Genomic DNA, 18,852 nt, shown 5'->3' with positions numbered 1-18,852 from the left:
GTGTGCGGCAGGCCGTGACAGCAGGATGGATGCGCTTCGTTGCGTCCGGATGAATCGGGCATTTCCCGGAGGTTAGGCCGGTGCTATAGCAATGTCAAGAGGTTGGTGACGAGCCGCCAGGTCCGTCGGGCCTTTCCGGGGCGGGGTGGGGCGGGACGCTGCCGGCGGGGTGCCCGCTGCGCCGAGATGCGTCCGACGGGGGTTCGGCGGGGGCTCCGCTGCCCCCTTGGGCGCATCTCGGCGCGCGTCCCCGTCGGGCGCCCGCTCACGTCACAGGTAGTCGCCGGGCCAGTGGAAGCCGGCGGCCGGGCCGCTGGTCGCCGCGCGCAGGGCGTCGATCTCCGCCGCTTCCCGAAGGACCGGACGCAGCATGCCCGTCGCGTCCGACGTCGTCTCGCGGCCCTCGGTGGCCAGGAGCGCGTCGGCCAGGATCGCCGTCGCCGGGATGCGCGGCAGACGCACCTCGGCGCGGGTCGCTCCGCGCTCGCGGCCCAGGGCGTGGGCTGCCTTCGCGAGCGCCTCGAGCGTCGACGTGTCGTCCGGCCCGACGGCGAGCTCCCGCACGCGCAGCGTCTCGCCCTCGGTCTCCACGACCAGGTAGCCCGCGATCGCGCCGTCGGGGCGTCGGGCCGTGAGGAGCTCGGCCGCCGAGTACCAGAGGGGGATCCGGCGCTGCCAGTGCGCTGCCGTGCGGCGCGTCGTCACGGGGGCGGCGTGGAACGCGTCGTGGAGGGCGGCGAGGTCCTGCCACGGGAGGTCGGCGCTCCAGGCGGGGAACGTGGTGGGGCCGGCCAGGGCTGCGCGCGCCGCCGGTTCGTGGCGGACGGCGACCCCGGCCTGGCCTGGCAGCCCGGCCTGGCCCTGCAGCCCGGCCTGGCCCGACCGCGCAGGGCGAGCGGCGTCGTCGGGCCGGAGGGGGCCCGTGACGACGGGGACCTCGAAGGTCTCCCAGCCGCTCGGGCGGTACACACCAGGGGTGCCCGTGAACAGCAGCGAGGCGTCCATGCCCGCGGCCTCCATGTGCGTGACGGCCTCGGCGAGCGCGAGGCGGACCAGGCCGCGCCCGCGCAGGTCAGGGGCCGAGGCGACGTTCGCGACACCGCCCACGGTGAGCGTGGTGGCTGCTCCGCCGGGCCCGGGAAGGCCCACGAGCGTGCGCGGGCTCCAGCAGACCGAGGCGACGACGCGGTCCGGGACGGTACCCGCCCCTGGGAGGACCGCGACGATCGTGCGGTCGAGCCGGCGCGCGTCGGTCTCGTAGACCGGGACCATGAGCGGGGCGTCGAACGCCGCGGCCCACAGCTTGTACAGCGACGGGACGTCGGCGGGCGTCGCGGTGCGGAATTCCATGGGTCTCCTCGGTGGGCCTGCGGGTGTCGTCGCAGGTGGGGGCGGGTGCGCGTGGCGGTCGGTGCGGGCCCACCGCCGTCGGCTTGACGCTTTGCTATAGCAAGAATAGTCTCGCAACCACGTTCTCGAGTGAACGATGCACGGCAACGAAGCGCGTGCGAGGTCGGGCTGGACCTCGCACGAAGTGTTCAGACCTCGACCGTCCTCCCCTCGCTGCCGAACATGTGGTTACGGTCGTGAATCGCCTGGATTCCGACGCCCACCGCATGTTCGAGGAGCGCCAACCACATGCTCGACACCGCTGCGCCCGTCCGGGCGCTCTTCGTCGACCTCGACAACACCCTCGTCGACCGGGCCGGGGCCTTCGCGGCCTGGGCCTCGGCGTTCACGAGCGACCGCGGACTCGGCGCCGACGCCGCCCGGTGGCTCGCCGCGGCCGACGGTGACGGCTACACGCCGCGGGCCGCGCTCGCCGAGCAGATGCGCGCGCGATTCCACCTGCCCGACGACGTCGCCCACCTGGTGGACCGCCTCCTGTTCGAGCATCTCGCGTGGATCGCTCCGTACCCGGGCGTGACTGCGTGCGTCGAGGCCTTCCGTTCCGCGGGGATCCCCGTCGTCGTCGTGACGAACGGGACGGCGGGCCAGCAGTGGGCCAAGCTCGACCGGACCGGGCTGGTGGACCTCGTGTCGGGGGTCGTGATCTCCGAGGAGGTGGGCGTCGCGAAGCCTGATCGACGGATCTTCGCTGCGGCATCCGCAGTGATCGGGTCGGCGTGTTCAGCCGGGCCGGGTTCCGCGTGGATGGTCGGTGACCACCCGGTCGCGGACGTGCGTGGGGGACGGGACGCGGGCCTGCGGACCGGGTGGGTCGCGCACGGCCGAGCCTGGGCCGAGGACTGGTCGCCGGACGTCGCCCGCGGCTCGACCGTCGAGGTGCTCGGCGCGCTTCTCGAAGCGACTCCTCGAAGCGACTCCTAGGACGCGCCGAGCGTGACGTCCGGGCTGCCGGGACCTGTCTCGCGACAGCTCGAACGGCGCGCTCGACCGACGGGTCCGCCTGCCGTGCCGTCGACGGTCCACTCGTCGCGGTACGCCACTGCCCCCGGCCCCGTCGCCTCCATGGCGGTGCTGATGCCGAGCTCGTTCACGCCCTCCTCCTGAACCCGTCGCGGCCGACGGGCCCCACGGTCACCCCAGATCCGCCAGCATCGCGGCCTCTCGCCGGTGCGCGACGAGGGCGAGCGCGCCGCACCCGATCGCGAGCGCCAGGAGCAAGGGGCCCGTCAGCACAGGGGACAGGACGAGCGCGATGAGGGGGCTCGTCACGACCAGCACGATCCCCGGGCCCCGGAGCAGCGGGTCCTCCGCACGACGGGCGAGCAGGAGCAGACCGATGCCGAGCGCGAAGGCAGGACCGGCGAACCGGGTCAGCAGCAGGGCACCCGGAAAGTACGCCAGCAGGACGAGCACGAGCAGGACCACGCCGTACCGGTCCTTGCCCTCGGTCGTCCACGCGGGCCCGGGCCTCCTGCGACGCGCGGCGACGAGCCACATCGCGAGGTACACGAAGGACGGGACGAGCACCCCCGGGTAGAACCCCCAGGGGTCGACCCAGAGGGACACGGCGAGGACGGCGAGCCCCGCGGCCGTCCCCGTGAGCGGGAGGGACGTGGCGCGTCGCTGGGCGCGACGCCTGGCCTCGGTCGCTGCGAGGAGGGAGGTGGCGTCGACGGTGGTCGTCATGGGAGCACTGTGGCGTGACGGGCACCCCCCGTCAACGAGGGCGGACGAGGGGGACGCCCCGCGTCGCTACGGCTCGATGGTCGAGGCGCTCGGCGCGCTCCTCGAAGCGCCTCCCGGGACGCGCCTTCGAGGACGCGCCGAGCGTGAGTCCGGGCTGCCAGGACCTGTCTCGCGACCACCCGAACGGCCCGCCCGACGACGAGGACCGTGCGTCAGGAACCCCCGGCCTCCACCGCGGGCGCGTCGGCGACGTCGCCGTCCTCGGTGTGGCTCTCGAGCCGCGCCGCGGCTTCGCCGATGTGCTCGGCCATCACGGCGCGCGCTCGCTCGGGGTCGCCGCTCGCGATCGCGTCGATGATGAGGTTGTGCGTCTCGGCGTGCGCGACGCGGGCCTCGGGGTCCAGCGCCACGTTCGCGGCGCGCAGGAAGCCCGTGATCCGCGAACGGAGCTGCGAGGTGATGGTCATGAGCATGCGGTGGTCGGCGAGCTCCCAGAGCTGTTCGTGGAAGCGACGGTCGAGCTCGAACACGCGCGCCGAGCTCCCGCGCTCGGCTGCGTCGACCATCTGCTGCACGGTCTTGCGCAGGCGCGCCTCCGTCTTGGCGTCCCACTCGGCCTGCACGCGCACGACGACGAACTGCTCCAGGAGGGTGCGCAGGCTCGAGATCTCCTCGAGGTCGCGGCTCGTGAGCGCGGCGACGCGTGCCCCGCGGTGGGGGAGACGCTCGACCAGCCCCTCCTCGGTCAGCCGGGTGAGTGCCTCGCGGACGGGGATGTGGCTCGTGCCGAGCCGTTCGGCGAGCTTGCGCTCGACGAGTCGTGACCCCGGCGCGAGGTCGCCGCTGAAGATCGCCTCTCGCAGCTCGACGGTCACGCGGTCGGCGACGTTCAGGTCGGGCACGCTCTTGAGCGCCATGGCTTCTCCGTAGTGTTCTGCGGTCCGATCCGGGAGGGTGCCCCGAAGGATAGCGGTCGGCGACCTCTGCCCGGCTCCTCGCCCGTGGGGCGTGCCGGGGCGTGGTCTGCGCGGGGCGCGTCGTCGTGCCACCATCGAAGCGAAGGGCCACCGGACGGCTTGCCCCCTCACTACATGCTATAGCATTCGAGGGTTCACGCACAGGCTCGAGGAGGATCCATGGTGTCCCTGCACGACCAGGTGAAGGTGCCTGGTTTCCACGGTCTGGCGGGCGTCGCCCGCCGGGACGTGACGCCTCCGGTGGGCATCCGCGCCCGCAACTGGGGCCCGGCCGACTGGAACGCCTCGGAGGGGTCGCACCGTGCGATGACCCTCACCGCGATCGCGCTCGCACAGGAGGCGTCCGGCGCCTCGCCCTCGCACCGCACGCCCGACGGCGCAGCCCGCCCCGCATCAGGAAGCGTGCCCGACGGCGTCGCTCACCCCGGGCGGACCGACGAACCCCTCGTGATGATCACCGTGGACGCCACGTGGTGGCGCCGCGTCGACGACGAGCGCGGCGTGCGGGACGCGGTCCTCGCGGGCCTCGGGCTGCCGCCCGAGCGGCTGCTCATCTCGCTGTCCCACACGCACGCGGGTCCGGTCCTGTGCAGCCACGACGTCGACCTCGAGGGGGGTGAGCTCATCCCCGCCTACCTGGAGCACCTCGCGGCGCAGGCCGTCGACGCGGGCCGCGAGGCCGTGGCCTCGCTCGCGCCCGCGACGCTCGAGTGGACCACGGGGCGCTGCTCGCTCGCAGCGGACCGCGAGCTGGTCCTCGGTGGCGGCGGGTCGCACGGCGAGCCCGTCGCGACGACGCGCGGCACGTCGGCGACGGCCACGTCCGACGCCACTGCCGACGCCACGCAGGGCGCCACCGAGGCTCTCAGCACCCCCGTGATCGGCTTCAACCCGGCGGTCCCGCAGGCGGCGACCGACGACACGGTCGTGATCGGCCGCCTCAGCAGGGTCGTCACCGGGCGGGCCGCGACGCCCCTCGCGACGATCGTCAACTACGCGTGCCACCCCACGACGCTCGCGTGGCAGAACACCCTGGTCTCCCCGGACTACGTGGGTGCGATGCGTGACCTCGTCGAGGAGTCGACCGGCGCGCCCGTCGCGTTCTTCCAGGGCGCCTCGGGCGAGCTGGCCCCCCGCGAGCAGTACACGGGCGACCTCGCGGTCGCCGACCGGCACGGCACCTCGCTCGGGCACGCGGTCCTCGCGGCGCTCGCCGAGCTGCCGCCCCCCGGCACGGCCCTCGCGCTCACGCACGTCGTGCAGTCCGGAGCGCCGCTGGGCATGTGGGAGCCGCGCCCCGTCGAGGGCTCGCGCGTCCTGCGCGCGGTGAGCGACGTCGTCGGGCTGGACCTGCGCGACCTGCCGACCCTCGCGCAGATGGAGGCCGAGTGGGCCGACATCGACCCGCGCAGCCGCGACGAGCGGCTGCGCCGCGCGCGCAACCTGCGCGACGGCTACGTGACCGGCCCGACCGTCGAGCACCCCACGTGGGTGTGGCAGATCGGCGACGGGTTCCTCGTCGCGCACCCGGGCGAGGCGTACTCGCGCTTCCAGCGCACGGTCCGCGAGCACGCGGGCGACCACCCCGTGGTGGTCGCGAACCTGACCAACGGCCCGGGGTTCGTGTACCTGCCGACCGACCAGGCCCACGAGCGCGGCGCCTACCAGGCGTGGCAGTCGCCGCTCGCGCCCGGGTCGCTCGCGCGGCTCGAGCAGCACGCGAACCACCTCATCGACACCCTGGCGGCGACGACGCCCGTACCAGCGCAGACTTCCACGGAGGACCAGTGAGCATCCCCAGCACCACGACCACGACCGGCACCCCGGCCGGCACCCCGCTCCGCACCGCGATCGTCACGGGCGGCGCGGCCGGCATCGGCCGACAGATCGCCGAGCGGCTCGCGTCCGACGGCTACCGCGTGGTCTGCGCGGACGTCGTCCAGCACGACCTGCCGGCGCTCGACCTCGGAGCCCTGCCCGCCGAGCCCGGCCTGGTCTGGACCGCGCTCGACGTGACGGACCACGCGGCCGTGGGGGCGGCGTTCGACGCGGTCGCCGCGGCGACGGGGGGGATCGACGTCCTGGTCAACAACGCCGGGATCCAGCGCCACCGGGGCATCGAGGACCTGAGCTGGGACGAGTGGAAGGCCGTGGTCGACGTCAACCTGCACGGCGTCTTCAACTGCCTGCAGGCCGCAGGTCGTCACATGCTCGACGCCGGTCGCGGCGCGATCGTCAACATCTCGTCGGTCTCGGCGCGCGGTTCCGCCGGTCGCGCCCCCTACTCGACGACCAAGGCGGCCGTGATCGGCCTGACCTCGACCGCGGGCGCCGAGTGGGCTGCGCGCGGGGTGCGGGTCAACGCGGTCGCGCCCGGGTACATCGACACGGGTGTGTTCCGCCAGGGGGTCGCGGCGGGAACGCTCAAGGAGGAGACGATCCTCGCGCGCATCCCTGCGGGCCGCCTCGCCGACGCCTCGGAGATCGCGAACGCCGTGAGCTGGCTCGTGTCCGTCCAGTCGCAGTACGTGATCGGCCAGACCATCTACGTCGACGGCGGGTTCATCATCGACTACGGCGTCCCGCTCGCGAAGAAGCCGGAATGACGGGCCGGACCGCGGGCACCGCCGGCGCCGTCCGCATCACGGGCGTCCGCACCTCGACGACCGTCGTGCCCCTGCCGCAGCCTCTGCAGCTCGGGGCCATGACGGTCGCGCGCCGGGAGTACGTGGGTGTCCAGGTGCGGGCGGTCCTGCCCGACGGCACCGAGGTCACGGGCGTCTCCTACGCCCTGACGCGCGAGGCGCCCATGGCCGAGATCGTCGAGCGCCTCGTCGCGCCGCACGTCGTGGGCCGCGGGCTCCCGGTCGAGGACCCGGCCGTGGGGGTGCGCGCGGCGTGGGACGCCGCGCTGCGGGGCTCGGCGATCGTGGGGCGCGTGGGCCTGGTGCGCCGGGCGATCGGCCTGGTCGACGTCGCGCTGTGGGACGTCGCGGGCAAGGTCGCGGGGGTCCCGGTGTGGCGCCTCCTGGAGCGGTCCCTGCCCGACGGCGGCGCTCGGCTCGGGTCGCCGGCTCACGGTGAGCACGGGGCGGCCGGGGCGCCGGCCGCTCCCGGCGCGATCGCACCCGCGGCCCGCCCGGCGATCCTCGTCGCGGCTTACCCGACCCCCGGTCGCACGGCGCGCGACGTCGCCGACGAGGTGCTCGACCGTGCCCGCGAGGGCTGGCCGCTGCTCAAGATCTCCCGTTCGCCCGACCGCGACCTCATGCGCGACCTGCTCGCGATCCTGCGCGCCGAGCTGCCCGGGGTCACGGGGCGCCCGACCGAGGCCGGGCGCAGCGGTGTCGTGGTCGACGTCGGCTTCGGCTGGCGCGACGCGGACGACGCGCTCGCGGACCTCGACGCGTGGGGGATCGGTGCGCGGGCGGGGGCGGGAGAACCGCCCGCGCTCGCCTGGCTCGAGGACCCGGTCCTCCCCGAGGACGCCGCGGGTGCCGCCCGCGTCCGCGAGGTCACGGGGCTGCCGCTCGCGATCGGCGACGAGGTCACGGACCCCGAGGTCTTCGCGCGGCTCGCTGCGCTCGGCGCGCTCGACGTTGCTCGTGTGGACGTGGTCGGGATCGGCGGCATCACCGCGGCCGACCCGTTGGTCCGGTCGTGGCAGGCCGCGGGCCTGGTGACGTCGAGCCACGTGTACCCCGAGGTCAGCGTGCACCTGGGAGGCGCGGCGGGGATCGGGGTCGAGACGTTCGAGCGTTCCGTCCAGGGCAACCCCTACGACCCGGCGCCGCTGCTCGTCGAGGGCGGACCCGACTTCTCGGGCGGCACCGCGCTGCCGCCCGAGGCCCCCGGCCTGGGCTTCACGCTCTCGCCGACGTACTTCACGTTCGAGGCCGAGCCCTCGCTGCCGAGCATGCGGTGGGCGTCCGAAACGGGCCCCGGAACGACGACCACCGCATGCTCGACCGACGACAACCGCATGCTCGGCGACCAGGAGGACCGATGACCGACCCGACCGGCACGCCCAGGGCGAGCTCCGCCGTCGGGCACGACGACGAGCGAGGATCGGTTGCCGCCCAGAACCCGGCCGGACAAGGCTCCGTGCCAGGACCCGCCGCGGCCCGCAGCGTCGTGGTGACCGGGAGCGGCAAGGGCATCGGCCGCGCGATCGCAGCGCGGCTGACCGCCGACGGGTGGGCCGTGGTCGGGCTCGAGCGGAGCCCTGGTTCGGGGACGGTCGAGGAGGGGATCTGCGCGGCCGTCGTGCTCGCCGACTCACGCGACCGCGAGGCGCACCGCGAAGCCGCGCGCGTCGCGAGGACCCTCGCGCCGCTCGCCGGCTGGGTCAACAACGCGGGCATCACCCAGACCACGCCGCTGCACGCGCTGGGCGACCCGGCGCGGGCCGAGGCGATCGAGCGCACGGCGCGCGACGTCGTCGAGATCAACGGCCTGGGCTACCTCTGGGGCGCCGCGGCGGCGGTCGAGGCGTTCACCGACCAGGTGAGCGGCGGGTCGATCGTCAACGTCGGGTCCATCCACGGGCGGTCCTCGTTCGTCGACCACGCGGCCTACGAGCTGACCAAGGGCGGCATCGATGCCCTCGCGCGCAGCGTCGCGGTCACGTACGGGCGCTACGGCATCCGGGCCAACACGGTCGCTCCGGGCGGGGTCCGCACGCCGCACCTCGACGCGCAGATCGCGAACGCCGCCGACCCTGCGGCCGAGGAGCGCGGGCTCGCCGAGGGCCCGCCGCTGGGACGCATCGCCGAGTCGTCGGAGATCGCGGCCGTCGTCGCGTTCCTGCTGTCGGACGAGTCGTCGTACGTGTCCGGGCAGTCGATCGCGGCCGACGGCGCATGGACCGCGTCGTTCGGCACGCTGCCGCACGACGCCGAGCTCGACGCGCGGTACGGGTTGGGGTGAGGGGCGGTGGCCGTCGCTCGCACGAGCCGGCGGCCCCGTCGCCCCGCACCGCCGACTGGTACAGCCTTTTCTGGATTCACGATCCCGTGTACTGTCCAGTCCATGGAGACCGTCACCCTCACGCACACCGCGGCGCTCGCGCGGCTCGGGCACGCGCTGTCCGACGAGACGCGCACGCGCATCCTGCTGACGCTGCGTGAAGCGCCCGCGTACCCCTCGGACCTGGCCGACGCCCTGGGCGTCTCGCGCCAGGTCATGTCCAACCAGCTCGCGTGCCTGCGCGGGTGCGGGCTCGTCGAGGCGATCCCCGACGGCCGACGCACCTGGTACCGGCTCGCCGACAGCCACCTCGCGCCCGCCCTCGACGACCTGCTGCGGCTCGTCGTCACGGTCGACCCCACGTGCTGCTCGCCCGACGGGTGCACCTGCTCATGACCGGCACGACGACCTCCGCCCGCGAGGTGCGCGGGCAGGACCTCGCGCCCGCCCGTCGGACCCTCCTGGAGCGCCGCGTGCGCTGGATCGTCACCGCGACCATCGCCTACAACGTGGTCGAGGCGGTCGTCGCGATCACGGCCGGGCGCATCGCGTCCTCGGCGGCGCTCGTGGGCTTCGGCCTCGACTCGGTCGTCGAGGTGCTGTCGGCCGCGGCCGTCGCGTGGCAGTTCGCGGCCCCCGACCCGCACCGCCGTGAGCGCACGGCCATGCGCCTCATCGCGGTGTCGTTCTTCGGCCTCGCGCTGTTCGTGAGCGTCGACGCCGTCCGGACCCTGCTCGGGGCCTCGGAGCCCGACCACTCGACCGTCGGGATCGTGCTCGCGGCCGTGAGCCTCGCCGTCATGCCGTTCCTGTCCTGGTTCGAGCGCCGCACGGGGCGCGAGCTCGGCTCGGCCTCGGCCGTGGCCGACTCGCGCCAGACCCTCCTGTGCACGTACCTCTCGGCCGTGCTGCTCGTGGGCCTGCTGCTCAACACGACCCTGGGCTGGACGTGGGCCGACCCGATCGCGGCGCTCGTCATCGCGGCCGTCGCGATCAAGGAGGGCGTCGAGGCCTGGCGCGGCGACGCGTGCTGCACCCCGGTCGCCGGGCTGAGCCGCTCGACCACGGCGTCCGACGGCGAGGAGGGCGCGCCGTCGGACCCGGCCGTGCGTGCCACGGGTGGCGAGACGCCCGACGGCGACGGCTGCTCTTGCTGTGCCGGCTGACCGGCCTCCGATGGCGGCGCCGGGCAACCGCACCTACGGTCGAGGAGGACCCGCGCCCGGACCGGGACGGCGTCCTCCCGAGAACCGACGACGACGGAACGAGGCATGTGGTGGCAACGCTGACCGTGTGGAAGTTCGAGACTCCTGAAGGTGCGCAGCAGGCGGAGGACGCGCTGCTCGGGCTGCAGAAGCAGGAGCTGATCCAGGTGCAGGACGCGGCGATCGTGTCGTGGGAAGAGGGCAAGAAGAAGCCCAAGACGCGCCAGTCCAACAACACGACGGGCATCGGCGCGCTGGGGGGTGCGTTCTGGGGCCTGCTGTTCGGGATCATCTTCTTCATCCCGATCATCGGCGTCGCGATCGGCGCGGCCGCCGGGGCGCTCGCGGGCTCGCTGACCGACGTCGGGATCGACGACGACTTCATCGACACCGTGCGGTCCAAGGTCACGCCCGGCACGTCGGCGCTGTTCGTCCTCACGTCCGGGGCCGTCATGGACCGTGTCCACGAGGCGCTCAAGGCGCAGGGCATCCACGGTGAGCTCATCCAGACCAACCTGTCGACCGACGAGGAGGCCAAGCTCCGCGCGGCCTTCGACGACGCGGTCTGACCGCAGGCAAGGAACGACGACTGCCCCGGTCCGCACGGACCGGGGCCGTCGTCGTGCCGCCTCCGGGAGGGAGGCGCCTGCGCTACGAGCGCACGAGCGTGATCGCCTGCGCCCGGTCGCGGACCTCGAGCTTCGCGAAGATCGCGTTGATGTGGGTCTTGACGGTCGTCATGCCGACGAAGAGGCGCTCGGAGATCTCCGAGTTGCTGAGCCCCTGTCCCACCAGCTCCAGGACCTCGCGTTCCCGGGCCGTCAGGGCGGGGAACCGGCGCGACAGCGGGAGCGAGGAGGTCGGGGCCGAGACGGTCACGGCGGGGCCCCGCCCGGTGAGCGACCCGACCAGCACGTCGCTGACCGCGGGAGCCAGGAGCGTCTGGCCGAGCGCCACCGTGCGGATCGCGTTCGCGACCTCGACCCGTCCGGCGTCCTTGGTGAGGTAGCCGCGGGCTCCCGCCCGCAGGGCGCCGAGGATCGACGCGTCGTCGGCATGGGTGGTCAGGACGAGGACGGCCGTGGCCGGGTGCGCGGCCAGGATCTGCTCGGTGGCGGCGACGCCGTCGACCCCCGGCATGCGCAGGTCCATGAGGATCACGTCGGGGTGCAGGGTCGCGGCGAGCCGGACGGCCTCCCCGCCGTCGGAGGCCTCGCCGACCACCTCGAAGTCGGGGACGAGCGAGAGGACCGTGACGAGGCCGTCTCGGACGATCGCCTGGTCGTCGACGACCAGGAGGCGGATGCTCTCGTCGTTCATCGCAGGGCCACCGCGACCGCGACGGTGAACGCCTCGGCGTCGTCGCCGACCCGGACCTCGCCGCCGAGCGGGAGGGCGGAGATCCGGGCGCGCATCCCGGTCAGCCCGTGGCCCGCTCCTGTCGCAGCGAGGGGCGAGCGCGGGCCGGGGGACCGGGGAGTGGTGAGCGTGAGGAGCACGCGAGCATCGTCCCAGACGATCGTCGCTCGCACGGGCATCCCGGGCGCGTGCTTGCGGGCGTTGCTCAGACCTTCCTGCACCGCCCGGTGGAGAGCCGTCGACTGCTCGCGACCGAGGGGACGAGGATCCCCGGACTCGACCAGGCTCACCGTGCCCCCCAGCTCACGGTGGTCGGCGAGGAGGGAGGCCAGGTCGTCGTCGGGCACGGCAAGGGTGCTGACGACCGATCGCGCCTCGCGCAGGCCCGAGGCGGCCAGGCGCCGTCCGGCCGCGACCCGCGACGCGGCCCCGTCGACGTCCCCCGCCTCGAGCAGGGCCTCGATCGCGTCGAGCTGGACGACGAGCCCGCCCAGGCTGTGGGCCAGCACGTCGTGGATGTCCCGCGCGATCCGGGCCCGCTCCTCGAAGGCTGCGGAGCGGACGCGGTCGTGCGCGGCGACGAGCCGCTCGGCCGCGAGGAGCTGGGTGCCGGCGGTCGCGAGCCGGGACTGCCGCCGGCTGAAGCCCAGGGTCGCTGCGAGCACGAACACCGCGACCATCCCGAGGACGAGCACCGCGGGGAAGTCCCCCCGGACGACGAGGAAGACGCCCTGGAGCGCGACGGCCGTCGCCGCGAGCCCGATCCCGTAGCCCAGGGGGCGAGCGGGCCGGCCGATCGCCATGACGATGGCGGCGAAGACCGGGGCGATCGTGAGGCCGCCCGTGGGGACGACGACGAGTGCGCCGCAGACCGTCATCACGACCTCGGCGGCCGTGACCAGGCCGACCCGCTGGAGCGGTACGAACACGCGGACGACCCAGGCGGCGACGGCGACCAGGCCCAGCCACGTGACGAGCGTCAGGAGGCTGGGTGCGGGCGAGGTCACGAGCTGGTTCGCGAGCACGAAGGCGACCACGGCGGCCCCGGCGAGGTTGAGGATCTGGCCCGTCCGGCTGTGCCCGGTGTCGGCTGCGAGGACCTGGCGCCGCAGCGCGTCCCCGGGTGGGGGAGGCCCGCCCGCGGGCGGAGCGGCGGGCCGGGCGTCGCCGGACTCGTCGTGGGACGGGGGACGGGTGCCCTGGGAGGGGGCGGGGGTGCTCACGGGACCATCATGCGACCTGCGCGGTCGCACGCTGGCTCGCCCCCCGGTTCTCGGACGCGGCGTCGTCGCGGGCGAGGCGACCCGCGCGGGCGGTCACGACCAGGACGCGAGCCCCCCGGTTGGCTGCGAGCAGCAGCAGGATCACGCCCGCCGAGGCGGCGAGGTGCGCTCCGGCGGCGCCTGCGAGCGCGCCGGTCACGAGGCGTGCGACGATCAGCGCGACCCACAGGGTGAGTGCGACCCACCCGGCTCGCGCCTCGAGCGTCGCGCCGGCCGCGACCGCACGGTCCCGACGACGCTGTGCCCGTCCCGGCGCTGGGGCGGCGGCCGGGTCGATCGCACGGAACGAGGTCATCGCGCCGATGAGCGCACCCACACCGACCGACACCACGAGCTCGCTCGCGACGACGACCAGGTCGAGCCCGGTGGGCCGGGTCGTGAGGGCCGACGAGAGGGACAGCAGGCCGACCGCCCCCAGGATCGCGGGCAGCGTCCACATGCGCGCCGAGACGGCCCGCCAGGTCGTCTGCCGGTAGCCGAGCCAGCAGAGGACGGCGACGGCGATCAGTGCGGGTTCGAGGTTCTCGGGGTTCACGGAGGGCTCCAGAGGGCGAGGCGGGATGACGTCCTCAGCCTGCTCGGCCCGAGCCCCCGTGCCCACGGTCCGCGGGTGGAGATCCGGGTGGAGATCCTGGCAACGGGGTGGAGGCCCTGCTCGCCCCCGACGGGTCCGGGCAGGGCGAAGCCCGATCGATCAAGGGGGGTGACCGACCGGGCTTCGCGTTCGTGGGGGCGTCAGGCCTTGAGCATGCTCGCCCGGGCGATGACGCCGTCGAGGACCTCGAAGGTGGCGACGGTCTCGCCGGACCCGTTCGAGGTCGTCACGATCTCGCGTGCGACCACCCATCGTTCACCGTACGCCACCGAGGCGTCGATCGTGCAGTGCACATCGCCGCCTGCGAGGCGGGGGCCGTAGAACGCGCGCAGCGCGTCCTTGCCGACGATCGGCTCGGGCGTCACTCCCACGACCACGGTGTCCTGCGCGTAGGTCGCGAGGAACCGCTCCAGGTCGTGCGCGTTGAACGCGGCGACCTGCTCGGTGACCACGGCGTGGGCCGTCTCGCTCGGGGGTGCGGTGCGCTCGGTCATGCGTCTGCTCGTCTCGTCGGTCGTCAGGTGGGTGGTTGCGCGCTGGTCGGTCCGACCGCGTCAGTCGATCCGGACGCCGCCGTTGATGTCGTACGTGGCCCCCGTGACGAACCCTGCCCGCGGGGAGGCGAGCGACGCGATGACCCACGCGACGTCGTCGGGCGTGCCGAACCTGCCCAGCGGGATGGCGGACGTCAGGGCCGCGCGGCCCGTGTCGTCGAGCTGGTTCGTGATGTTGCTCGTGACGGGACCCGGCGTGACCGCGTTGGCGCGGATGCCCTCGGCGGCCAGGAGGCGCGCGAAGCTGCGCGTGATCGCGAGGAGCGCGCCCTTGCTCGCGGCGTAGTGGACCCCGGTCTTGAGCGCGCCCTGCTGGCCCGCGATCGAGGCGACGTTGACGATGCTGCGGTCGACGGGCTCTTCGCCCTCGGGGGCCGCGGCGGCCCGCAGGAGGGGGAGCGCGGCGCGCGAGAGGACGAACGTGCCGCGCGCGTTGGTCTCCATGACGGCGTCCCACTCGTCGAGCTCGATGTCGTCGAGCGCGCGGTAGGGGCACATGCCGCCGTTGTTGACCAGGACGTGGAGCGCGCCCCAGTGCCGGGTGACGTCCGCGACGAGCTTCTCGACCGACGTGACGTCGCGCAGGTCGAGGCGCGAGACGTGGCACGTCGCGCCGAGCTCGGTCGCGAGGTCCGCGGTCGTGCGCGCCCCGAGCTCGTCGTGGGCGTAGGTGAGCCAGAGGTCGTATCCGTCACGGGCGAGCTGGAGGGCGGTCGCGGAACCGATCCCGGAGCTGGCGCCCGTGATCAGCGCAAGTCGTCGAGCCATGGCCCAAACGCTATAGCAAATCGTGCGGATCGCAAGCATCGCGTCCATGCACGCTGGCCGTGGGTTGCTAGATGCTATAGCATTTGGGCTCATGAACCCCGACACCGTCGTCATCACCGACTGCGACCTCCCGGGCACCGCCTGCGAAGACACCGTCACGGCCGCCGGCCTCGGTGTCGTGCGCGGGGCGGCCCGTACGGAGGACGACGTCATCGCCCTCGTCCGCGACGCCGCGGCCGCAGGCGCCACCCCGTCCGCCCTGGTCGTCCAGTGGGCGCCCCTCACCGCACGTGTCCTCGACGAGATCGAGGGCGTCCGCTTCATCAGCCGCATGGGCATCGGCTACGACATGGTCGACGTCGTCGCCGCGACCGAGCGCGGGATCGCCGTCGCCAACACCCCGACCTACTGCATCGAGGAGGTCGCGTCCCACACGGTCGCGATGGTCCTGGGGCTCAGCCGAGGTCTGGTCGGCTACGACCGCGCCGTGCGCGACGGCGTCTGGGCCGCGACCGCCCCGCGCCCCATGGCCGCGCGGCTGTCCGCGACCACGGTCTCGGTCATCGGCTACGGCCGCATCGGCTCGCTCGTGGCGCGCAGCTGCGCGGCGCTCGGCTACCGCGTCCTGGTCCACGACCCGTTCGTGCCCGACGCCGACGTCGCCGCGGCCGGCTACCTGCCCGTCTCGCGCGAGCAGGCCATCGCCGAGGCCGACGCGCTGAGCCTGCACGCCCCGCTCAGCGAGGCCACGAGGCACCTGCTCGACGCGACGTCGATCGCGACCATGAAGCCCGGCGCGGTCGTCGTCAACACGTGCCGCGGCCCGCTGATCGACGAGGACGCCATGGCCGACGCGCTCGAGGCCGGGCACCTGGGGGCCGCGGCCCTCGACGTCTTCTCGCACGAGCCGCTCCCCGCCGACTCGCGCCTGCGGACGCTCGACCAGGTGCTCCTGAGCCCCCACGCCGCCTGGTTCTCGCCCGAGGCCATGGCCGACCTGCCCGTGCACACCGCGCAGAACGCGATCGAGTTCCTCGCGGGTCGTCCCGTCGGGTCGATCGTCAACCCGGACTACGCCCGCGCCCTGGCACGCTGACCTTCCGTCCACCCCTGTCCGACGGTGAGTGCTCCGCGCCCACCGTCGGACCCGACCCTCCTGGAGCACCACCGTGCAGCACGTGCAGCTCATGCGCCTCGGCCTCCCCGGCCACGAACGCCCCGTCGTCCGCACCGCGGACGGCACCACCTACTCGCTCGACTCCTTGACCCGTGACATCGACGGCGAGTTCCTCGCGGCCGACGGCGTCGCACGTACCCGGGCCGCCCTCGACGCGGGCGAGCTGCCCGTGGTCGTGGACGCCGACGCGCTGCGGGTCGGGCCCCCGGTGGCCCGGCCCACGGCCGTGGTGTGCATCGGGATGAACTACGCCGCGCACGCCGCCGAGTCCGGCTCCGAGCCGCCGACCGTCCCGATCATCTTCTGGAAGCACTCCAACACCGTGGTCGGGCCCGACGACGACGTGCTGCTGCCCCCGGGCGCCCAGAAGGTCGACTGGGAGGTCGAGCTCGCGATCGTCATCGGGAAGAAGGCCCGCTACCTCGCGTCCCCCGCGGACTCCGCGGCGCACGTCGCCGGGTACACGGTGTCCAACGACGTGTCCGAGCGCGACTACCAGATGGCGGTCTCGGGCGGTCAGTGGTCCAAGGGCAAGAGCTGCGAGACGTTCAACCCGATGGGGCCCGCGCTCGTCCCGGCCGACCAGATCGACGCCACGAACCTGCGCCTGCGCTCGTGGGTCAACGGGGAGGTCCGCCAGGACTCCTCGACGGCCGACATGATCTTCGACGTCGACTTCCTCGTGTGGCACCTGTCGCAGTACATGGTGCTCGAGCCGGGCGACGTCATCAACACCGGGACGCCGCAGGGGGTCGCGCTCTCGGGGCGCTTCCCCTACCTGGTCGATGGCGACGTCATGGCCGTCGAGATCGAGGGCCTGGGCCGGTGCGAGCAGAAGGTCCGCGACGCGGTCGTGTGACGCGCCGAGGTACAGCCGGCGGTCGTCGGAGGGCCGGTGCCGGGTGCGCCCGGTGAACGTGAGACGGGAGAGGCGCCGGGATTCCCGGCGCCTCTCCCGTCTCGCGTGCGTCAGCCCGCGAACGGCAGGACCGGCAGCCCCGTCACGCCGGGCGTCACGCGGAACACCGACCCCGCGTCGGTCTCGGGCTCGAACGGCTCGCCGATCATGAGCCGCGAGGTGGTGATGTACAGCTCGTCGAGGTCCGCGCCACCGAACGTGCACGCCGTGACGTGCGAGGCGGGCAGCTCGACGACCTCGGACAACGAGCCGTCCGGGGCGTAGCGGCGCACCGCGCTGCCGCCCCACAGCGCGACCCATACCCCGCCCTCGGCGTCGACCGTGAGCCCGTCGGGCAGCCCGTCCTCGCGCGGGATCTCGACCAGGGCCCGACGGTTCGCGAGCGGCTCGGCCGCGCCCGCGTCGTAGTCGAACACGTCGACCCGGCACGTGAGCGTGTCCACGTAGTACGCGAGCGTCCCGTCGGGCGAGAAGCCCAGCCCATTCGAGCACGTGACGCCCGACAGCACGAGGCGAGCGGCGCCGTCGGGCTCGATGCGGAACAGGGCGCCCGCGCCCGCCCGGTCGTCGAACGGCATGGACCCCGCGTAGAACGCGCCGTCGGGCGTCGTCGAGCCGTCGTTGAGGCGGACCGTCGGGTCGCTCCACAGCTCGGGGAACGGGCGCACGGGGGAGGCGGGGTCCTCGTCGTCGACGAGCGCGAGCCCACGCTCCAGCCCGACGACGTAGCCGCCCCGCGAGCGCGGACGCACCATGGTCGCGTAGTCGCCCACGTGGCGTCGGGTCACGGACGCGTCGGGCCCCAGGGTCAGCAGGTCGCCGGCCATCATGTCGACGAACCGCAGGCCGCCCCAGGTGGGGGACCAGACCGGCCCCTCGCCGTGGTGGGCAACGGGACCGGTGATGTTCTCGGCGCGCATGGAGCCATTCTCCCGGACCAGGGAGCCGGTGCGGGACGTGCGCACCGACCCCCGTGCCGGACCCGTCAGGCGATGCTGTCGACCGAGCGCGGGGCCTCGTCGGACGTCGACCCGGCCGACGAGGCGGGCGCCGGCGCCTCGAGGGCGACGACCGGCAGGGTGCGTCGCGCCGTGGCCTGGTACGCGTCCCAGCCCGGTTCCGACGCGGCGGCCCGGGCGAAGAGCGTGTCGCGCTCCGTCCCCTCCAGGACCGTGCCAGCGCCTCGTACGTGCGCAGTCCGTCCTCGACCGTCACCAGCGGGTGCGCGACGAGGTTGTGGAACCAGGCGGGGTGCTGGGGTGCGCCGCCCGCAGAGGCGATGATGAGCACGCGGCGGTCGCCGTCGGGCAGGGCGCCCAGGGGCACGGTGTGCCGTGCCCCGGTGCGGGCGCCCGTCGTGGTCAGCAGGAGCAGGCGCGCTCCCTCGAAGTAGCCGCCGACACGGCCGGCGTTGGTGCGGAACTCGTCGATGATCTGGTCGTTGAAGGAAAGGGGCATGCGCGGTGTGATCTCCAGGTGTGGTCGACCCGAGGCGTGCGGACGCGCGGCAAGCCGCCGGCGCGGCCGGGCTCGGGTCAGGTGTCGTGCGGGGGAGGGGCCCGTGGCTCGAGGGCGAGCGGACAGGGCCGGTTCGAGGCGTCTCCGAGAGGCGACGGCGTCGAGGAGGCGCGGACCTGCGGCACGCGCCGGTGCGGGGGCCCGCGAGGCCGCCCCGCGGTCACTCAGCGGCCGGGTAACCTGCTCGCTCGTGGCCCAAGGCCGACCCGGTAGTCACGGCCTCGACCCTAGGCCCTCGGGGCAGGGGAGGGCAACGGGTCCGGCGTGCAGGGGGCGAGGCGGACGGCCTGCTCGGCGGCCCGCGGCTGCGTGCCCGGGGCGACGGCAGGCGTAGCCTAGGACCCATGACAACGCGCAACTGGTGGTGGCTGCCCTCGCAGCCGTGACCAGTCGTGTCCCCCGAGCTGCCCTCTGTGCAGCCCGGGTCGGCCCT

The 18,852-nt window shown here is 74.1% G+C and carries 20 protein-coding genes and 1 pseudogene; 10 read left to right on the top strand and 11 right to left on the bottom strand.

Going from position 1 to position 18,852, the window contains the following annotated elements:
• Positions 1-270 precede the first annotated feature (270 nt).
• On the bottom strand, positions 271-1,350 hold the full coding sequence (locus ACFWGN_RS07120; RefSeq protein ID WP_377616263.1) for a GNAT family N-acetyltransferase: 1,080 nt from the start codon (positions 1,348-1,350) through the stop codon (positions 271-273).
• A gap of 288 nt (positions 1,351-1,638) precedes the next feature.
• Between ACFWGN_RS07120 and ACFWGN_RS07115 the strand changes: the two genes are divergently transcribed.
• A complete protein-coding gene (locus ACFWGN_RS07115) occupies positions 1,639-2,331 on the top strand; it encodes an HAD family hydrolase (RefSeq protein ID WP_377616262.1) in 693 nt (230 codons plus the stop codon).
• Here ACFWGN_RS07115 and ACFWGN_RS07110 read toward each other — a convergent pair.
• The 3 genes from ACFWGN_RS07110 to ACFWGN_RS07100 all read right to left on the bottom strand — a co-directional run bounded on the left by ACFWGN_RS07110 (position 2,328) and on the right by ACFWGN_RS07100 (position 4,013).
• On the bottom strand, positions 2,328-2,501 hold the full coding sequence (locus ACFWGN_RS07110; RefSeq protein ID WP_191804428.1) for a hypothetical protein: 174 nt from the start codon (positions 2,499-2,501) through the stop codon (positions 2,328-2,330). The two genes, ACFWGN_RS07115 and ACFWGN_RS07110, sit on opposite strands and share 4 nt — an antisense overlap.
• A 40-nt stretch (positions 2,502-2,541) precedes the next feature.
• Positions 2,542-3,096: a hypothetical protein gene (locus tag ACFWGN_RS07105; RefSeq protein WP_377616260.1), complete on the bottom strand. Its 555-nt coding sequence runs from the start codon at positions 3,094-3,096 to the stop codon at positions 2,542-2,544.
• Between the two features lie 212 nt (positions 3,097-3,308).
• Entirely contained in the window at positions 3,309-4,013 is a 705-nt protein-coding gene (locus ACFWGN_RS07100; RefSeq protein WP_191804432.1) for a GntR family transcriptional regulator, read from the bottom strand.
• Between the two features lie 219 nt (positions 4,014-4,232).
• On the opposite strand from ACFWGN_RS07100, the gene ACFWGN_RS07095 reads away from it, so the two are divergent.
• The 7 genes from ACFWGN_RS07095 (at position 4,233) to ACFWGN_RS07065 (ending at position 10,815) form a co-directional block, all read left to right on the top strand.
• Complete coding sequence (locus ACFWGN_RS07095; RefSeq protein ID WP_377616259.1) at positions 4,233-5,864, top strand: hypothetical protein; 1,632 nt, start codon at positions 4,233-4,235, stop codon at positions 5,862-5,864.
• Positions 5,861-6,679, top strand: coding sequence for an SDR family NAD(P)-dependent oxidoreductase (locus tag ACFWGN_RS07090; RefSeq protein ID WP_377616258.1), 819 nt, complete (start codon positions 5,861-5,863; stop codon positions 6,677-6,679). Before ACFWGN_RS07095 ends, ACFWGN_RS07090 begins: the two co-directional genes overlap by 4 nt.
• Entirely contained in the window at positions 6,676-8,082 is a 1,407-nt protein-coding gene (locus ACFWGN_RS07085; protein WP_377616257.1) for an enolase C-terminal domain-like protein, read from the top strand. Before ACFWGN_RS07090 ends, ACFWGN_RS07085 begins: the two co-directional genes overlap by 4 nt.
• Entirely contained in the window at positions 8,079-9,002 is a 924-nt protein-coding gene (locus ACFWGN_RS07080) for an SDR family NAD(P)-dependent oxidoreductase (protein ID WP_377616256.1), read from the top strand. The genes ACFWGN_RS07085 and ACFWGN_RS07080 overlap by 4 nt, the downstream gene beginning before the upstream one ends.
• A gap of 102 nt (positions 9,003-9,104) precedes the next feature.
• Positions 9,105-9,437, top strand: a complete 333-nt coding sequence (locus ACFWGN_RS07075; RefSeq protein WP_056649628.1) for a helix-turn-helix transcriptional regulator — start codon at positions 9,105-9,107, stop codon at positions 9,435-9,437.
• Entirely contained in the window at positions 9,434-10,207 is a 774-nt protein-coding gene (locus tag ACFWGN_RS07070; RefSeq protein WP_377616255.1) for a cation transporter, read from the top strand. The genes ACFWGN_RS07075 and ACFWGN_RS07070 overlap by 4 nt, the downstream gene beginning before the upstream one ends.
• 110 nt (positions 10,208-10,317) lie before the next feature.
• Positions 10,318-10,815 (top strand): DUF1269 domain-containing protein, encoded by a 498-nt coding sequence (locus tag ACFWGN_RS07065; protein ID WP_191804443.1) that lies wholly within the window; start codon positions 10,318-10,320, stop codon positions 10,813-10,815.
• 82 nt (positions 10,816-10,897) lie between these two features.
• Here the strand turns inward: ACFWGN_RS07065 and ACFWGN_RS07060 are convergent, their stop codons facing one another.
• From ACFWGN_RS07060 to ACFWGN_RS07040, 5 genes are all read right to left on the bottom strand, one after another.
• Positions 10,898-11,566, bottom strand: a complete 669-nt coding sequence (locus tag ACFWGN_RS07060) for a response regulator (RefSeq protein ID WP_377616254.1) — start codon at positions 11,564-11,566, stop codon at positions 10,898-10,900.
• Positions 11,563-12,828: a sensor histidine kinase gene (locus ACFWGN_RS07055; RefSeq protein ID WP_377616253.1), complete on the bottom strand. Its 1,266-nt coding sequence runs from the start codon at positions 12,826-12,828 to the stop codon at positions 11,563-11,565. The genes ACFWGN_RS07060 and ACFWGN_RS07055 overlap by 4 nt, the downstream gene beginning before the upstream one ends.
• 7 nt (positions 12,829-12,835) lie before the next feature.
• Entirely contained in the window at positions 12,836-13,423 is a 588-nt protein-coding gene (locus tag ACFWGN_RS07050; RefSeq protein ID WP_377616252.1) for a hypothetical protein, read from the bottom strand.
• Between the two features lie 200 nt (positions 13,424-13,623).
• The gene (locus ACFWGN_RS07045; RefSeq protein WP_377616251.1) at positions 13,624-13,977 is read right to left on the bottom strand and encodes a nuclear transport factor 2 family protein; all 354 of its coding nucleotides are present in this window, start codon (positions 13,975-13,977) and stop codon (positions 13,624-13,626) included.
• Positions 13,978-14,037: 60 nt separating this feature from the next.
• Positions 14,038-14,805 carry an SDR family NAD(P)-dependent oxidoreductase gene (locus tag ACFWGN_RS07040; RefSeq protein ID WP_377616250.1) on the bottom strand — a complete coding sequence of 256 codons (768 nt, stop codon included), beginning with the start codon at positions 14,803-14,805 and terminating at the stop codon, positions 14,038-14,040.
• A 91-nt stretch (positions 14,806-14,896) separates the two neighbouring features.
• Here ACFWGN_RS07040 and ACFWGN_RS07035 point away from each other — a divergent pair, with 91 nt between their 5' ends.
• The gene (locus ACFWGN_RS07035; RefSeq protein ID WP_377616249.1) at positions 14,897-15,901 is read left to right on the top strand and encodes a C-terminal binding protein; all 1,005 of its coding nucleotides are present in this window, start codon (positions 14,897-14,899) and stop codon (positions 15,899-15,901) included.
• A gap of 82 nt (positions 15,902-15,983) precedes the next feature.
• Positions 15,984-16,841, top strand: coding sequence for a fumarylacetoacetate hydrolase family protein (locus tag ACFWGN_RS07030; protein WP_377616322.1), 858 nt, complete (start codon positions 15,984-15,986; stop codon positions 16,839-16,841).
• Between the two features lie 110 nt (positions 16,842-16,951).
• Here ACFWGN_RS07030 and ACFWGN_RS07025 read toward each other — a convergent pair whose 3' ends face one another.
• The gene (locus ACFWGN_RS07025) at positions 16,952-17,821 is read right to left on the bottom strand and encodes an SMP-30/gluconolactonase/LRE family protein (protein ID WP_377616248.1); all 870 of its coding nucleotides are present in this window, start codon (positions 17,819-17,821) and stop codon (positions 16,952-16,954) included.
• Positions 17,822-18,083: 262 nt separating this feature from the next.
• Positions 18,084-18,359: pseudogene (locus ACFWGN_RS07020) on the bottom strand (nitroreductase/quinone reductase family protein); the annotation flags it as partial.
• Positions 18,360-18,852: the final 493 nt, after the last annotated feature.

Origin of the sequence: Oerskovia sp. NPDC060338, from assembly GCF_042726295.1 — a bacterium.
Classification (GTDB): domain Bacteria; phylum Actinomycetota; class Actinomycetes; order Actinomycetales; family Cellulomonadaceae; genus Oerskovia; species Oerskovia merdavium.
The sequence above is the reverse complement of the archived record's forward strand: the minus strand, read 5'-3'. Positions and strand labels throughout refer to the sequence as shown.

Coding starts and splice junctions, on each gene's coding strand:
- ACFWGN_RS07120 (WP_377616263.1), bottom strand. CDS start 1,350: ATGGAATTCCGCACCGCGACGCCCGCCGACGTCCCGTCGCTGTACAAG.
- ACFWGN_RS07115 (WP_377616262.1), top strand. CDS start 1,639: ATGCTCGACACCGCTGCGCCCGTCCGGGCGCTCTTCGTCGACCTCGAC.
- ACFWGN_RS07105 (WP_377616260.1), bottom strand. CDS start 3,096: ATGACGACCACCGTCGACGCCACCTCCCTCCTCGCAGCGACCGAGGCC.
- ACFWGN_RS07100 (WP_191804432.1), bottom strand. CDS start 4,013: ATGGCGCTCAAGAGCGTGCCCGACCTGAACGTCGCCGACCGCGTGACC.
- ACFWGN_RS07095 (WP_377616259.1), top strand. CDS start 4,233: ATGGTGTCCCTGCACGACCAGGTGAAGGTGCCTGGTTTCCACGGTCTG.
- ACFWGN_RS07085 (WP_377616257.1), top strand. CDS start 6,676: ATGACGGGCCGGACCGCGGGCACCGCCGGCGCCGTCCGCATCACGGGC.
- ACFWGN_RS07080 (WP_377616256.1), top strand. CDS start 8,079: ATGACCGACCCGACCGGCACGCCCAGGGCGAGCTCCGCCGTCGGGCAC.
- ACFWGN_RS07075 (WP_056649628.1), top strand. CDS start 9,105: ATGGAGACCGTCACCCTCACGCACACCGCGGCGCTCGCGCGGCTCGGG.
- ACFWGN_RS07070 (WP_377616255.1), top strand. CDS start 9,434: ATGACCGGCACGACGACCTCCGCCCGCGAGGTGCGCGGGCAGGACCTC.
- ACFWGN_RS07060 (WP_377616254.1), bottom strand. CDS start 11,566: ATGAACGACGAGAGCATCCGCCTCCTGGTCGTCGACGACCAGGCGATC.
- ACFWGN_RS07045 (WP_377616251.1), bottom strand. CDS start 13,977: ATGACCGAGCGCACCGCACCCCCGAGCGAGACGGCCCACGCCGTGGTC.
- ACFWGN_RS07040 (WP_377616250.1), bottom strand. CDS start 14,805: ATGGCTCGACGACTTGCGCTGATCACGGGCGCCAGCTCCGGGATCGGT.
- ACFWGN_RS07035 (WP_377616249.1), top strand. CDS start 14,897: ATGAACCCCGACACCGTCGTCATCACCGACTGCGACCTCCCGGGCACC.
- ACFWGN_RS07025 (WP_377616248.1), bottom strand. CDS start 17,821: ATGCGCGCCGAGAACATCACCGGTCCCGTTGCCCACCACGGCGAGGGG.